12 protein-coding genes, 1 tRNA gene, 1 pseudogene and 1 other annotated feature are annotated in these 15,482 nt (G+C 39.2%); of the genes and pseudogenes, 13 read left to right on the forward strand and 1 reads right to left on the reverse strand.

The window, feature by feature from the left end; genetic code table 11:
* Nucleotides 1–9: 9 nt before the first annotated feature.
* From HMPREF1116_RS10665 to pyk, 13 genes and pseudogenes are all read left to right on the forward strand, one after another.
* Nucleotides 10–561, forward strand: coding sequence for a DJ-1 family glyoxalase III (locus HMPREF1116_RS10665; protein WP_001140916.1), 552 nt, complete (start codon nt 10–12; stop codon nt 559–561).
* Between the two features lie 105 nt (nt 562–666).
* Nucleotides 667–1,230 carry an HAD family hydrolase gene (locus HMPREF1116_RS10670; RefSeq protein WP_007555957.1) on the forward strand — a complete coding sequence of 188 codons (564 nt, stop codon included), beginning with the start codon at nt 667–669 and terminating at the stop codon, nt 1,228–1,230.
* Between the two features lie 14 nt (nt 1,231–1,244).
* Nucleotides 1,245–3,191 carry a DNA topoisomerase (ATP-hydrolyzing) subunit B gene (gyrB, locus tag HMPREF1116_RS10675; RefSeq protein WP_000134067.1) on the forward strand — a complete coding sequence of 649 codons (1,947 nt, stop codon included), beginning with the start codon at nt 1,245–1,247 and terminating at the stop codon, nt 3,189–3,191.
* Between the two features lie 81 nt (nt 3,192–3,272).
* On the forward strand, nt 3,273–5,000 hold the full coding sequence (gene ezrA / locus HMPREF1116_RS10680) for a septation ring formation regulator EzrA (RefSeq protein ID WP_001282633.1): 1,728 nt from the start codon (nt 3,273–3,275) through the stop codon (nt 4,998–5,000).
* 262 nt (nt 5,001–5,262) lie between these two features.
* Entirely contained in the window at nt 5,263–6,654 is a 1,392-nt protein-coding gene (pgdA, locus tag HMPREF1116_RS10685) for a peptidoglycan-N-acetylglucosamine deacetylase PgdA (RefSeq protein WP_029694782.1), read from the forward strand.
* An 87-nt stretch (nt 6,655–6,741) separates the two neighbouring features.
* Nucleotides 6,742–6,872: a sequence feature (ribosomal protein L20 leader region), on the forward strand.
* 15 nt (nt 6,873–6,887) lie between these two features.
* Nucleotides 6,888–7,418 (forward strand): translation initiation factor IF-3, encoded by a 531-nt coding sequence (gene infC, locus HMPREF1116_RS10690; protein WP_000848177.1) that lies wholly within the window; start codon nt 6,888–6,890, stop codon nt 7,416–7,418.
* 32 nt (nt 7,419–7,450) lie between these two features.
* Nucleotides 7,451–7,651, forward strand: coding sequence for a 50S ribosomal protein L35 (rpmI, locus tag HMPREF1116_RS10695; RefSeq protein ID WP_001125942.1), 201 nt, complete (start codon nt 7,451–7,453; stop codon nt 7,649–7,651).
* A 51-nt stretch (nt 7,652–7,702) separates the two neighbouring features.
* Nucleotides 7,703–8,062, forward strand: a complete 360-nt coding sequence (rplT, locus tag HMPREF1116_RS10700) for a 50S ribosomal protein L20 (protein ID WP_000124830.1) — start codon at nt 7,703–7,705, stop codon at nt 8,060–8,062.
* 57 nt (nt 8,063–8,119) lie between these two features.
* A complete protein-coding gene (gene gloA / locus HMPREF1116_RS10705; protein WP_000157160.1) occupies nt 8,120–8,506 on the forward strand; it encodes a lactoylglutathione lyase in 387 nt (128 codons plus the stop codon).
* A gap of 58 nt (nt 8,507–8,564) precedes the next feature.
* Nucleotides 8,565–8,965 (forward strand): annotated as a pseudogene (locus tag HMPREF1116_RS12015) (phenylalanine--tRNA ligase beta subunit-related protein); the annotation flags it as partial.
* 117 nt (nt 8,966–9,082) lie between these two features.
* Nucleotides 9,083–12,184 carry a DNA polymerase III subunit alpha gene (locus HMPREF1116_RS10715; protein ID WP_000561490.1) on the forward strand — a complete coding sequence of 1,034 codons (3,102 nt, stop codon included), beginning with the start codon at nt 9,083–9,085 and terminating at the stop codon, nt 12,182–12,184.
* 81 nt (nt 12,185–12,265) lie between these two features.
* Complete coding sequence (gene pfkA, locus HMPREF1116_RS10720; protein ID WP_000820873.1) at nt 12,266–13,273, forward strand: 6-phosphofructokinase; 1,008 nt, start codon at nt 12,266–12,268, stop codon at nt 13,271–13,273.
* Between the two features lie 66 nt (nt 13,274–13,339).
* The gene (gene pyk / locus HMPREF1116_RS10725) at nt 13,340–14,845 is read left to right on the forward strand and encodes a pyruvate kinase (RefSeq protein ID WP_001042821.1); all 1,506 of its coding nucleotides are present in this window, start codon (nt 13,340–13,342) and stop codon (nt 14,843–14,845) included.
* 509 nt (nt 14,846–15,354) lie between these two features.
* Here the strand turns inward: pyk and HMPREF1116_RS10730 are convergent.
* Nucleotides 15,355–15,427, reverse strand: a tRNA-Thr gene (locus tag HMPREF1116_RS10730).
* Nucleotides 15,428–15,482 lie beyond the last annotated feature (55 nt).

Genomic DNA, 15,482 nt, shown 5'->3' on the forward strand with positions numbered 1-15,482 from the left:
GAGTAAATCATGGCTAAAGTAGCAGTTATCTTAGCAGATGGCTTTGAAGAAATCGAAGCTCTAACAGTTGTGGACGTATTACGTCGTGCCAATATTGCTTGTCATATGGTTGGTTTTGAAGCCCGAGTGACGGGATCACATGACATCCAAGTACAAGCAGATCGTGTGTTTGATGGTGATTTATCTGAGTACGACATGATTGTCTTACCAGGAGGTATGCCAGGTTCAGCTCACTTGCGTGATAATGAGCAATTGATTGCTGAACTTCAAAAATTTGAGCAAGTTGGTAAAAAAGTAGCAGCCATTTGTGCAGCACCAATTGTACTGAATCGAGCTGGTCTCCTCAAGGATAAAGTGTTTACCTGCTATGATGGTGTCCAAGAGCAAATTGCTGATGGTCACTATCGCAAGGAAACAGTAGTTGTCGATGGTCAGTTGACTACCAGTCGCGGTCCAGCAACTGCCCTTGCCTTTGCTTATAATTTAGTAGAACAACTTGGTGGAGATGCAAATGCTTTGAGAGAAGCCATGCTCTATCGTGATGTGTTTGGAATAGATTAACTAAAACGAGAGGAATCTATCAATTAGGGGATTCTTCTCGTTTTTTACTGTTAAAATAGAAGGAAATCGTCGCTTTTTTGATAAAAAAATGCTATAATGAAGGGTATGAAATATCACGATTACATCTGGGATTTAGGTGGAACTTTACTTGATAATTATGAGACTTCGACCGCGGCTTTTGTGGAAACATTAGCTCAATTTGGAATCGAAGAAGAACATGATAAAGTTTACAATGCCTTGAAAGTGTCAACTGCTTTTGCGATTGACCAATTTGCCCCAACAATAGAGCATTTTTTAGAAAAATACAAGGAAAATGAAGCGCGAGAGCTTGAGCATCCTGCCTTGTTTGAGGGAGTACCTGCTTTATTGGAGGAAATCTCAGACCAGGGAGGACGGAACTTTTTAGTTTCGCATCGCAATGACCAAGTTTTGGATATTCTTGAAAAGACAGGTATTGCTGGCTATTTTACAGAAGTAGTAACAGCTAGCTCTGGTTTTAAGAGAAAACCAAATCCAGAGTCTATGATCTATTTGCGAGATAAGTATAAGATTAGTTCTGGTATCGTTATTGGTGACCGTTCTATCGATATTGAAGCTGGACAAGCAGCAGGCTTAGCGACGCATCTCTTTAAAAATATCGTGACATTGAGACAAGTATTAGAAATTTAAGAAAAAGGGAAAAAATGACAGAAGAAATCAAAAACCAACAGGCACAGGATTATGATGCCAGTCAGATTCAAGTTTTGGAAGGTCTGGAAGCCGTTCGTATGCGTCCTGGAATGTATATCGGATCGACTTCAAAAGAAGGTCTTCACCACCTAGTCTGGGAAATTGTTGATAACTCTATCGATGAGGCCTTGGCGGGATTTGCTAGTCATATTCAGGTCTTTATTGAGCCAGATGACTCTATCACGGTTGTTGATGATGGACGTGGTATCCCTGTTGATATTCAAGAAAAGACAGGCCGTCCTGCCGTTGAAACAGTCTTTACCGTTCTTCACGCTGGAGGTAAATTTGGCGGTGGCGGTTACAAGGTTTCAGGTGGACTCCACGGTGTAGGTTCATCGGTTGTAAATGCCCTTTCAACTCAGTTGGATGTTCGTGTTCACAAAAATGGAAAAATCCATTACCAAGAATACCGTCGTGGACATGTTGTTGCTGACCTTGAGGTGATTGGAGATACAGATAAAACAGGTACAACAGTACACTTCACGCCAGACCCAGAGATTTTTACAGAAACAACAACTTTTGATTTTGATAAATTAAACAAGCGAATCCAAGAACTCGCCTTTCTGAATCGTGGCCTTCAAATTTCCATCACTGACAAACGTGAGGGACTTGAACAAACAAGACACTACCACTACGAAGGTGGGATTGCGAGTTACGTTGAGTATATCAATGAAAACAAGGATGTCATTTTTGATACGCCAATCTACACTGATGGAGAAATGGATGACATCACAGTTGAAGTAGCCATGCAGTACACAACTGGCTACCATGAAAATGTCATGAGTTTCGCCAATAACATTCATACACATGAGGGTGGAACACATGAACAAGGTTTCCGTACAGCCCTAACTCGTGTCATCAATGACTACGCTCGTAAAAACAAACTCCTCAAAGACAATGAAGATAATCTGACAGGTGAGGATGTCCGTGAAGGATTGACTGCCGTTATCTCTGTGAAACATCCAAATCCTCAGTTTGAAGGACAAACGAAAACTAAACTTGGAAATAGTGAAGTTGTCAAGATTACTAATCGTCTCTTTAGTGAAGCATTTTCAGACTTTCTAATGGAAAATCCTCAGATTGCTAAGCGGATTGTTGAAAAAGGGATTCTGGCAGCAAAGGCGCGTGTAGCAGCCAAGCGTGCGCGTGAGGTTACTCGGAAGAAATCTGGTCTAGAGATTTCAAATCTTCCAGGGAAATTAGCAGACTGTTCTTCAAACAATCCAGCTGAGACTGAACTTTTCATCGTCGAAGGAGATTCAGCGGGAGGTTCTGCAAAGTCTGGTCGTGACCGTGAATTCCAAGCGATTTTACCAATTCGCGGTAAAATCCTCAACGTTGAAAAGGCCAGCATGGATAAAATCCTTGCCAATGAAGAAATTCGTAGCCTTTTCACAGCTATGGGAACAGGCTTTGGTGCTGAATTTGATGTTAGCAAGGCCCGTTACCAAAAACTCGTTATCATGACGGATGCCGATGTCGATGGAGCTCACATCCGTACCCTCTTGTTAACCTTGATTTATCGTTATATGAAACCCGTTTTAGAAGCAGGTTATGTTTATATCGCTCAACCACCAATTTACGGTGTTAAGGTCGGCAGTGAAATTAAAGAATACATCCAACCTGGAGCAGATCAAGAAATCCGTCTACAGGAAGCCTTAGCTCGCTATAGTGAAGGACGTTCAAAACCAACTATTCAGCGTTATAAAGGTCTTGGAGAGATGGATGACCATCAACTTTGGGAAACAACCATGAACCCAGAACATCGTCTCATGGCGCGTGTATCAGTTGATGATGCTGCAGAAGCAGATAAAATCTTTGATATGCTCATGGGTGACCGCGTAGAACCACGTCGAGAATTTATCGAAGAAAATGCTGTCTACAGTACGCTTGACGTTTAAAAAAATTGGGAAATAGTTCCCATGGTTTGAAAAATATGATATAATCATTACAATTGTTTCATGTATAAAAAGGAGTTTGATATGTCTGATAATCTGTTGATTATTACTATGATTGCAATCGCGGCTCTTCTGATTATTGCATATGTTGTGGCAGTTTTGTTACGCAAACGCAATGAAAAGAGGCTCGCAGTATTAGAAGAAAGAAAGGAAGAGTTGTATAACCTTCCAGTTAACGATGAAGTAGAAGCTGTTAAGAATATGCATCTGATTGGTCAAAGTCAGATTGCATTTAGAGAGTGGAATCAAAAATGGGTAGACCTATCACTCAACTCATTTGCAGATATTGAGAATAATCTGTTTGAAGCAGAAGGGTACAATAATTCATTCCGTTTCTTGAAAGCTCAACACAAAATTGATCAAATCGAAAGCCAGATTACCCTTATCGAAGAAGATATTGCTTCCATTCGAAATGCTTTGGCAGATCTAGAAAAACAAGAATCCAAAAATAGTGGTCGTGTCTTGCATGCTTTAGATTTATTTGAAAGCCTACAGAAATCGGTCGTGGAAGATTCTGAGAAATATGGTCAAGCACTCCTTGAAATTGAAAAACAAATTGAGAACATCCAATCAGAATTTTCTCAATTTGTGACTCTAAACTCTTCAGGAGATCCAGTTGAAGCAGCAGGAATTTTGGATAATGCGGAAAACCATATTCTCGCTTTGACACATATCGTAGAGAGAATTCCGGCAATTGTTACTAAACTAACTACTGAACTCCCTGATCAACTTGAAGATCTAGAGGCTGGCTATCGTAAGTTGCTTGATGCCAACTATCACTTTGTAGAAACTGACATTGAATCACGTTTGCAGTTGTTGTATGAAGCCTTGAAAAATAACCAAGAAAATATTAAAAAATTGGAATTGGACAATGCTGAATATGAAAATAATCAGATTCAAGAAGAAATCAATGCTCTCTATAATATTTTCACACGAGAGATTGCTTCTCAAAAAGTTGTTGAAAACTTGTTGTCAACACTTCCAACCTACCTTGACCATTTAAAAGACAACAACCAAGTCTTGGTGAAAGATATCGAGCGTTTGAGCAAGACCTACTTGATGGCTGAGAGTGATGTCAATCATGTTCGTCGTCTTCAAGTGGATTTGGATTCCCTAGAACTTACAGTTAGCGATTTGACTTCAGAACAAGAGGAATATTCAGAAGCTTACTCTGTATTGGAAGAACGTTTAGAAAATGTTCAAGCTACATTAAAAGAAATTGAAGATGATCAAGTTTCAGTGAGCGAACGTTTAGTACAGATTGAAAAAGATGATGTTAATGCTCGTCAAAAGGCAAATGTTTACGTAAATCGTCTCCACACGATTAAGCGCTACATGGAAAAGAGAAATCTTCCAGGAATTCCACAGAACTTCTTGAAATTGTTCTTTGCTGCTAGCCATAGTACTGAGGATTTGATGGCAGAGTTAGAACAGTCACAAGTCAACATTGAGTCTGTTAATCGTATCCTAGAAATCGCATCACATGATATGGAAGTTTTGGAAACAGAAACTTACAGTATTGTGCAATATGCAACCTTGACAGAGCAATTGCTTCAATATTCTAATCGCTACAGATCATTTGATGAAGGGATTCAACAAGCCTTCCATGAATCTTTAGAAATCTTTGAAAATGCCTTTGATTATCAAGCATCTTTCGAAAAGATTTCCCAAGCTTTGGAAGTTGCTGAACCAGGGGTAACAAATCGCTTTGTTTCCTCATATGAAAAAACAAGAGAAATCATTCGATTTTAATTAAGAAAAGGCGGTGGGACAGAAATCGGTAGACAAAGTCTCGATTTCGTAGTCCCAGCCCCGCGAAGATGATTAGGAGTTTTTGGAGCCTAAAAGACGAACAAAAAGTCCAATCAGCTACCGCATCAAAGTTTGATTGTAAATAAAAAGTGAGGTAGGGATCTTTTTTCCCAACCTCTTTCTTTTACCTATCTTTTTTGAAAAAATGGACATTTTCCTATTTATCATTGAAATTATAGGCCTGATTTGATATGATAAAACTATGACAAAAAAAAGAACAAACCGTAAAGCAAACGACAAGAAGAGAAGAAATTTGTGGATTATTGTGGGGCTTCTATTCTTCACAATCTTAACATTAGGTGCTGGTATTGCTTATAAAGTCTTGACGAAGCAAGCTTTTGAGCAAAAAATTGAAGCACTGAAAAAGGAAAAAGATGATTCCTATTCACAAGGAAGTCAGAAAGATCATTTTCGTAAGGGGCAGGCAGAAATCATCACTTACTATCCTATGACGGGGGACAAGGTGATTACCTCTGTTCAGGATATCATTGTAAAAGATATTACGGATAAGGTAGAAGATAAAGAACATTTGATTTTTTACTACTCTGAAAAAGATTCTTCTTCCATCAAAGGTGTGGAGAGCCATCTTGTAAAAAAACAGGCCTATGACCTGAGTGATTCTACTGTTGTGGAATTAGAAAATATCTCATTAGATCAGCTTTATCTTAAGGAAGATGGGACCCTGTTTACATTAGATCAGCTCTTTACAGATGCTAGCAAAGCTAAAGAGAAGTTTCTTGAGGATATCAAGTCAACGCTCCAAGATAAAAAGATTGAACAAACTCTTGTTGATCAAGTAATAGCCGATTTTTCAGCTAGCGATTTATCATCTTGGAAGTTTGCTTACAAAGATAGTCAATTGGTTCTTTATCCAATCAAAGCAACCAATAATGTAGAAGAAATAGCTTTGCCTATTTCAGACTTCTTTGATGTTATCCAATCGTCCTATCTAACTGAAAAGGATGCAGAACTTTATAAGAAGGCTCAGGCTGAGAAAAATAAAAAAGTAGTAGCTCTTACCTTTGACGATGGACCGGATGGAAATACAACTCCACAAGCATTAGATATTTTGGCCAAATACAAAGTCAAAGCAACCTTCTTTGTACAAGGAAAGAATATTGCAGGTAATGAGTCGCTTCTTAAACGTATGCAGTCTGAAGGTCATGAAGTTGGAAACCATAGTTGGAATCACCCGGTTTTAACAAAACTGTCATTGGAAGATGCTAAGAAACAGCTTACAGATACCGAAGATGCTATTACAAAAGTTCTTGGCAAAAGCTCTAAATTGATGCGTCCACCATACGGTGCAATCTCAGATGATATTCGTAATAGCCTTGATTTAAGCTTTATCATGTGGGATGTGGATAGTTTGGATTGGAAGAGTAAAAATGAAGCTGCGATTTTGACAGAAATTCAGCGTCAGGTAAGCAATGGCTCTATCATTTTGATGCATGATATCCATCAAACATCTGTTAATTCACTACCAAAAGTAATTGAGTATCTACAGGGACAAGGATATAGTTTTGTGACTGTATCAGATCTACTCAACACTCGTTTGAAGCCACATGAGATTTACTATTCTCGTAACCAGTAAGTTCTCAGTAGGCAAATATTTAAAAAAATTAAAAAAAGATAGTTTTAATCTTGACAAGTAGGGGAAAACTTGATATCATATAAAAGTTGAGAAAAGCAGAAGTGAGAACTTCTCGCCTTGCGACTAACGTTGTCTGGCCCCTACGGATCAAATTTCAGAAATGAAATACAATCATGTAGTGCGGGTTTGCGTTAGCAAGTCCGCTCTTGTTTTTCTCTAAATTAAAAAAAGAGGTGAAAACCATAGCAAAGCAAGACTTATTCATCAATGATGAAATTCGTGTACGCGAAGTTCGCTTAATCGGTCTTGAAGGTGAGCAATTGGGTATCAAACCACTAAGCGAAGCGCAAGCACTTGCGGACGAAGCTAATGTGGACTTGGTTCTCATTCAACCTCAAGCTAAACCTCCTGTTGCGAAAATTATGGACTACGGTAAGTTCAAATTTGAGTACCAGAAGAAACAAAAAGAGCAACGCAAAAAACAAAGCGTTGTGACCGTGAAAGAAGTTCGTTTGAGCCCAGTTATCGACAAGGGTGATTTCGAAACTAAACTTCGCAATGCTCGCAAGTTCCTTGAAAAAGGAAACAAAGTGAAGGTATCTATTCGCTTTAAGGGGCGTATGATCACCCATAAAGAGATTGGTGCAAAAGTTTTAGCCGAGTTCGCTGAAGCAACTCAAGATATTGCTATCATTGAACAACGTGCTAAAATGGATGGACGCCAAATGTTCATGCAATTGGCGCCAGCAACTGACAAAAAATAATTGTCAGAAAGTTAAATAAAGGAGAAAAAATCATGCCAAAACAAAAAACACACCGCGCATCAGCTAAACGTTTCAAACGTACAGGTTCTGGTGGACTTAAACGTTTCCGTGCTTACACATCTCACCGTTTCCACGGAAAAACTAAAAAACAACGTCGTCATCTTCGTAAAGCATCTATGGTGCATTCAGGAGATTTCAAACGTATCAAAGCAATGCTTACTCGCTTGAAATAATCGCGTATTTGTAAGTAAACAATTCTAGGAAATATTTGGAGGAAATAAAACATGGCACGTGTTAAAGGTGGCGTTGTATCACGCAAACGTCGTAAACGTATTCTTAAATTAGCAAAAGGTTACTATGGAGCTAAACACATCTTGTTCCGTACTGCAAAAGAACAAGTAATGAACTCTTACTACTATGCATACCGTGACCGTCGTCAAAAGAAACGTGACTTCCGTAAATTGTGGATCACACGTATCAATGCGGCAGCTCGTTTGAACGGACTTTCATACTCACAATTGATGCATGGTTTGAAATTGGCTGAGATCGAAGTTAACCGTAAAATGCTTGCTGACTTGGCTGTTAACGATGCAGCAGCTTTCACAGCTCTTGCAGATGCAGCTAAAGCAAAACTTGGTAAATAATTATTCATAAGACTGGTGCAAGTTTGTCCCAGTCTTTTTTAAACAAAGGAGAAAAAAATGGCTTCAAAAATGCTACACACATGCTTGCGAGTAGAAAATCTTGAAAAATCAATCGCTTTTTATCAAGATGCTTTTGGTTTTAAGGAATTGCGTCGTAGAGACTTTCCAGACTACGCTTTTACGATTGTTTATCTTGGACTTGAAGGTGATGATTATGAGTTAGAGTTGACTTACAACTATGATCACGGACCTTATGTTGTCGGTGACGGTTTTGCTCACATCGCCTTAAGCACACCTGATCTTGAGGCTCTTCATAAAGAACATAGCGACAAAGGCTATGAAGTGACAGCACCTAATGGACTTCCAGGGACTCAACCAAACTATTACTTTATCAAAGATCCAGATGGATACAAGGTAGAAGTAATTCGTGAGAATTCATTATAGTTCCTATCGAGTAGCTTGTATGCTACTCGTTTTTTTAATTTGTAGCAGAATGAAAGAAAAAGAATGGCGTCAGGCATTCACAAAATTCAAAACCAAAAAATGTGCTCGTTCTTCTATTCAAGGTTTATTAAAGCGTGTGAGTCAAGGAAGAGCTCAAGGGAATGAATCCTTCTTCCACTAGGGTCTGAAAGTGAGGCTTCTGCATTAGCTGATGAAATGATTTATTTTGATGGCCACGGTGCGGTTTGTCGCTGTTTAAACTGGCGTGAAGCCCAAAGAACCATGTTAACGCAAGAAACCAAAGATGCTATTTTAGTCATTGAAGCTATCAATGAAGAGCAGGCATCACGAGCTCGGGAAGCAATGCTAGAACTACATACTAAAATTGGTAAATATTTCGGTGTCAGTGGTAAGATCAGCCACTTAACAACTACAAATCCTATCTTGGAAATAGATTGATAAGTGGGAATCACGGTTAATTCAACTGTGGTTCTTTTTTCTTCAAGGGAAGAAAGAAATTGTTTTTCTATTTTTTAAAATGGTATAATATAAGGAGAAAAAGGGAGGTGATAGCGAGTGATTGCACAACTTGATACAAAAACGGTTTATAGTTTCATGGAGAGTATGATTTCCATTCGGAAGTATGTTGATCAAGGAAAAGCATACGGCTACTCAGCACTTGGAATCATGGATGTTGACAATCTATATGGAGCTTATTATTTTATCAAAGAGTGCCAAAAGCAGGAGATTCAGCCTGTATTAGGTCTTGAGGTGACCGTTCATCATAAGGAGGAACTCGTCAACCTTCGATTTTTAGCCTTGTCAAATCATGGCTATCGAAATCTCATGAAGCTTTCGACTCTAAAAATGACAGGTAAAAAGGAATGGACTGATTTTTCTCCCTATCTAGAAGATGTTTGTGTTATTGTTCCCTATTATTCTGCAATTGATTCCTTGGACTTAGGGCATGACTATTATATCGGAGTGTATCCAGATACACCTCAGTCGAATTTTTCTCACTCCATTCTCCCACTTTATCGTGTTAATTCCTTCGAATCTGAGAATTTAGAAACGCTTCAAATGCTCAAGGCGATTAAGGAAAATGTGATCTTGCGAGAGGTAGATGTTCAATCGCAACAAGGCTTGTTTTTACCTGCTTATCGCTTAGAGCAAGTATTTCAAGAAAAGTTTCCGCAAGCCTTAGAAAATCTTTCTGAACTGATTGGAGCAACTACTTATGAGATTGATAGTAGTCTCAAGCTTCCACGTTTCAATCCAGAGCGTCCTGCTGTTGAAGAGTTGCGCGAAAGAGCTATTAAGGGCTTGGAACAGAAAGGCTTACTCGATTCAGTTTATCAGGCTCGTTTGGAAGAAGAACTATCTGTGATTCATGACATGGGATTCGATGACTATTTCTTGGTTGTCTGGGATCTCTTACGTTTTGGTCGTTCTCAGGGATATTATATGGGAATGGGACGTGGGTCTGCAGTTGGAAGTCTAGTGGCCTATGCCTTAAATATTACTGGTATTGATCCTGTAGCTAAGAATCTTATCTTTGAGCGCTTTTTAAATCGTGAACGCTATACCATGCCTGATATCGATATCGATATTCCCGATATCTATCGTCCTGAATTTATACGCTATGTTCGTGACCGTTATGGTAGTATTCACGCTGCTCAGATAGTCACCTACTCGACTTTTGGTGCCAAACAGGCTATCCGAGATGTTTTTAAACGGTATGGTGTTCCCGAGTACGAGTTGACATCCATAACCAAGAAAATTGGTTTCAAAGATACCTTGACAAGCGCCTATGAAGGCAATCTAGGATTTAGACAACTGATTCAAAGTAAGATTGAGTACCAAAAGGCTTTTGAAATTGCCAAAAAGATAGAAGGCTATCCTCGACAGACTTCCATCCATGCTGCTGGTGTCGTGATTAGTGATAAAAATCTGACGGACTATATTCCTCTTAAGTATGGTGAGGATATGCTCATTACCCAGTATGATGCTCATGGAGTCGAGGGAAATGGCTTGCTCAAGATGGATTTCTTGGGCTTAAGAAACCTAACTTTCGCTCAAAAAATGCAGGATCTCTTATTTGAAACTCAAGGAATTCAGCTAAGGATTGAGGAAATTGACCTTGAGGATAGGGAAACTTTAGCCCTCTTTGCAGCTGGAAAGACCAAGGGGATTTTTCAATTTGAACAACCTGGAGCTATCCGTTTATTGAAACGAGTGAAGCCACAAAACTTTGAAGAAGTAGTAGCAACAACTTCTTTAAACCGACCAGGTGCGAGCGACTATATTGATAACTTTGTGGCTCGAAAACATGGTAAAGAAAAGGTGACGGTTCTGGACCCAGTTTTGGAAGATATTTTAGCTCCAACTTATGGAATTATGCTTTACCAAGAACAGGTGATGCAAGTAGCTCAGCGATATGCTGGTTTTAGCCTTGGGAAGGCCGACATTTTACGTCGTGCCATGGGTAAAAAGAACGCAGCTGAGATGCACCGAATGGAAGAGAGTTTTATCCAAGGTGCACTCGAAAAAGGTCATGGAAAGGAACAGGCTCAGCAGGTTTTTGCTGTCATGGAAAAATTTGCTGGTTATGGTTTCAACCGATCACATGCTTATGCTTATGCGGCTTTAGCTTTTCAACTTGCTTACTTTAAAACACATTACCCAGAAATCTTTTATCAAGTCATGCTCAACTATGCCAGTGGAGATTATATTCTCGATGCCCTTGAAATGGGTTTTGAACTGATATCACTCTCTATCAATACAATCCCATATCAGGATAAATTGACAGACAAGACTATTTACTTGGGACTTAAGAGTATCAAGGGGATGCCTCGAGATTTTGCCTATTGGATTTTAGAGAGTCGTCCTTTTAGTAGTGTTGAAGATTTTGTCACTCGCTTGCCTAAAAATTATCAGAAGTTGAGTCTTTTAACTCCCCTAGTCGAGATTGGTTTATTCGATAGTTTTGAAAAAAATCGCCAAAAAATCTTATCCAATTTACCTACTTTGTTTATTTTTGTGGAAGAATTGGGGAGTTTGTTTGCAGATAATAGCTACAATTGGCTTGAGAGTGAGGATTTTACGCAAGTCGAGAAGTTTCGTAAGGAACAGGAGTGGCTTGGAGTTGGTATCAGTCCGCATCCCTTACTGGTTTTAGCAAAGAATCCCCTCTATCCAATTGTGAGTTTGTCTGAACTATCTGAAGGACAGACAGCTACAGTACTCGTTGAGATAGAATCCATTCGTGTCATTCGTACTAAAAAAGGTGAAAACATGGCTTTTCTGAAAGTTAGTGATAGTAAAACGAAGCTTGAAGTCACAGTTTTTTCTGACCAGTATCGTCAATTTAACAATCTCTTACATGAAGGAAGATTTTACTACCTTAATGGAAAAGTGCAGGCAAGAGACGGTCGCCTTCAGTTAGTATTAAATAATCTAAAAGAAGCAGTGAGTGAACGATTTTGGATTCAGGCTGCTGATCATGAACATGATTCTGAAATTTATCATATTTTAGAACAATACAAGGGACAAATTCCAGTCATTATTCGCTACGAAAATGAACAAAAAAATGTTCTTTTGCCGGGTTATTTTGTTGCAAAAGATGTTAGTTTGCAGGAATCTTTGAGTCAAATAACTATGAAAACGATTTATCGTTAAAAATCAATGAAAATAAAAGAATTTTAACTTTAATTATGGTATAATCAGTTAGAATGTTAAAAGAAAAAGGAGCAAAACCAAATGAAACGTATTGCTGTTTTGACTAGTGGTGGAGACGCCCCTGGTATGAATGCTGCCATCCGTGCAGTAGTTCGTCAAGCAATCTCAGAAGGAATGGAAGTTTTTGGCATCTATGATGGATACGCAGGTATGGTTGCAGGCGAAATTTATCCACTTGATGCTGCTTCAGTGGGAGACATCATTTCACGTGGTGGTACTTTCCTTCACTCTGCTCGTTATCCTGAGTTTGCAAAACTCGAAGGTCAACTTAAAGGGATTGAGCAGTTGAAAAAACACGGTATCGAAGGTGTCGTAGTTATCGGTGGTGACGGTTCTTATCACGGAGCAATGCGCTTGACTGAGCATGGATTCCCTGCTATTGGACTTCCAGGAACAATCGATAACGATATCGTAGGTACTGATTTCACAATCGGATTTGATACTGCAGTTACAACTGCAATGGATGCCATCGATAAGATTCGTGATACCTCATCAAGTCACCGTCGTACTTTCGTAGTTGAAGTTATGGGACGTAATGCTGGAGATATCGCTCTTTGGGCTGGTATTGCCACTGGTGCTGATGAAATTATCATCCCTGAAGAAGGCTTCAAGATGGAAGACATCGTAGCAAGTATCAAAGCTGGATATGAACACGGTAAGAAACACAACATTATCGTTTTGGCAGAAGGTGTTATGTCAGCGGCTGAATTTGGTCAAAAACTAAAAGAAGCTGGAGATACAAGCGACCTTCGTGTAACTGAACTTGGTCATATCCAACGTGGTGGATCTCCAACTGCTCGTGACCGTGTATTGGCGTCACGTATGGGAGCACACGCTGTTAAACTTCTTAAACAAGGAATCGGTGGTGTCGCTGTTGGTATCCGTAACGAGAAAATGGTTGAAAATCCAATTCTTGGAACTGCAGAAGAAGGAGCTTTGTTTAGCCTAACAGCTGATGGTAAGATTGTTGTTAACAATCCTCATAAAGCTGACCTTGAACTTTCTGCTTTGAACAAGAGCTTGTCATAATCAACTTTAACTAAACTGGTAAAATGACCATAAAAGGTCAAATTATATAAAGGAGTCACAAAAATCATGAACAAACGTGTAAAAATCGTTGCAACTTTGGGTCCTGCGGTAGAAATCCGTGGTGGTAAAAAATTCGGTGAAGACGGATATTGGGGTGAAAAACTTGACGTTGAAGCTTCAGCTAAAAACATTGCTCAATTGATTGAAGCAGGAGCTAACACTTTCCGTTTCAACTTCTCACACGGTGACCACCAAGAACAAGGTGACCGTATGGCAACTGTTAAACTTGCAGAAAAACTTGCAGGTAAAAAAGTTGGTTTCCTTCTTGACACTAAAGGACCAGAAATCCGTACTGAATTGTTTGAAGGTGAAGCTAAAGAGTACTCATACAAAACTGGTGAAAAAATCCGTGTTGCAACTAAACAAGGTATCAAATCAACTCGTGAAGTGATTGCTTTGAACGTTGCTGGAGCTCTTGACATCTATGATGACGTTGAAGTTGGTCGCCAAGTATTGGTTGACGATGGTAAACTTGGTCTTCGTGTTGTAGAAAAAGACGATGCAACTCGTGAATTTGTCGTTGAAGTTGAAAACGACGGTGTTATCGCTAAACAAAAAGGTGTAAACATCCCTAACACTAAAATTCCTTTCCCAGCTCTTGCTGAACGTGATAACGCTGATATCCGCTTCGGTCTTGAACAAGGTATCAACTTCATCGCGATCTCATTCGTACGTACTGCAAAAGACGTTAACGAAGTTCGTGCAATCTGTGAAGAAACTGGTAACGGTCACGTTCAATTGTTCGCTAAAATCGAAAACCAACAAGGTATCGATAACTTGGACGAAATCATTGAAGCTGCTGACGGTATCATGATCGCTCGTGGTGACATGGGTATCGAAGTACCATTTGAAATGGTTCCAGTTTACCAAAAAATGATCATCACTAAAGTGAATGCTGCTGGTAAAGTTGTTATCACTGCAACAAACATGCTTGAAACAATGACTGAAAAACCACGTGCAACTCGTTCAGAAGTATCAGACGTATTCAACGCTGTTATCGACGGAACTGATGCTACAATGCTTTCAGGTGAGTCAGCAAATGGTAAATACCCACTTGAGTCTGTTCGTACAATGGCAACTATCGATAAGAACGCTCAAACGCTTCTTAACGAATACGGACGTTTGAATTCAGATTCATTTGAACGTAACTCTAAGACAGAAGTTATGGCTTCAGCAGTTAAAGACGCTACAAACTCAATGGACATCAAATTGGTTGTAACTCTTACTAAGACTGGTCACACAGCACGTTTGATCTCTAAATATCGTCCAAATGCTGATATCTTGGCATTGACATTTGACGAATTGACAGAACGTGGATTGATGTTGAACTGGGGTGTTATCCCAATGTTGACAGAAGCTCCATCATCAACTGATGACATGTTTGAAATTGCTGAACGTAAAGCAGTTGAAGCAGGTCTTGTACAATCTGGTGACGATATCGTTATCGTTGCAGGTGTGCCACTTGGTGAAGCAGTTCGTACTAACACAATGCGTATCCGCACTGTACGTTAATCTAATATTAAAAAGCCTATCATATCAAGCTTTCTAGCTTGTGTGATAGGTCTTTTTTTGTGACGAGGGGCAAAATATATCATTTTCCTTTCAATACTAAGGTATATAAAACAGCTTCCCTTATACCTTTTGCTGTAATTAGAGATTTCATTGCTCATCTTTGTATCTTTATGACTAAACCTAGCTAGGATTTTTTGGATAATAAGTCTATAAGTGTTTGATTGTTGCTTGAGCTTATTGCTATTTGGACAGAAAGGATTGCTAAAAGATAGTATTTAATAGTGTTTAGGAAAATAAAAAAAAGCTCTCTGGAAAAACCAGAAAGCCTGAGAGGCATCTCCATGTGAGAAACCGGTTCACACAATTTCTCAAGGTCCGCTCCTGCGTTATGACCTCCTTTGCTCAATAGTAGCTCTCGCTACATATCGACTCATCGCAAGTTTTATTTTACTATAAGGACAATAAAATGTCAATAAAAAAAGTTCCTATACCAAGGAACTGATGAACAATGCTAATTGCCGGGATCGAACCGGCGACCTCATCCTTACCATGGATGCGCTCTGCCTACTGAGCTAAATCAGCTTACTTAAAAAGTATACTATAGAATCAAATCTTTGTCAATAAAATGTTTTATTTA

Source organism: Streptococcus sp. SK140, assembly GCF_000259525.1.
In the GTDB taxonomy this organism is placed as follows: domain Bacteria; phylum Bacillota; class Bacilli; order Lactobacillales; family Streptococcaceae; genus Streptococcus.

Excerpts from the sequence above, each read along its gene's own strand:
- rpmI (WP_001125942.1), top strand. The coding sequence starts at position 7,451 with ATGCCAAAACAAAAAACACACCGCGCATCAGCTAAACGTTTCAAACGT.
- pgdA (WP_029694782.1), top strand. The coding sequence starts at position 5,263 with ATGACAAAAAAAAGAACAAACCGTAAAGCAAACGACAAGAAGAGAAGA.
- HMPREF1116_RS10670 (WP_007555957.1), top strand. The coding sequence starts at position 667 with ATGAAATATCACGATTACATCTGGGATTTAGGTGGAACTTTACTTGAT.
- ezrA (WP_001282633.1), top strand. The coding sequence starts at position 3,273 with ATGTCTGATAATCTGTTGATTATTACTATGATTGCAATCGCGGCTCTT.
- gyrB (WP_000134067.1), top strand. The coding sequence starts at position 1,245 with ATGACAGAAGAAATCAAAAACCAACAGGCACAGGATTATGATGCCAGT.
- pyk (WP_001042821.1), top strand. The coding sequence starts at position 13,340 with ATGAACAAACGTGTAAAAATCGTTGCAACTTTGGGTCCTGCGGTAGAA.
- rplT (WP_000124830.1), top strand. The coding sequence starts at position 7,703 with ATGGCACGTGTTAAAGGTGGCGTTGTATCACGCAAACGTCGTAAACGT.
- pfkA (WP_000820873.1), top strand. The coding sequence starts at position 12,266 with ATGAAACGTATTGCTGTTTTGACTAGTGGTGGAGACGCCCCTGGTATG.
- HMPREF1116_RS10665 (WP_001140916.1), top strand. The coding sequence starts at position 10 with ATGGCTAAAGTAGCAGTTATCTTAGCAGATGGCTTTGAAGAAATCGAA.
- gloA (WP_000157160.1), top strand. The coding sequence starts at position 8,120 with ATGGCTTCAAAAATGCTACACACATGCTTGCGAGTAGAAAATCTTGAA.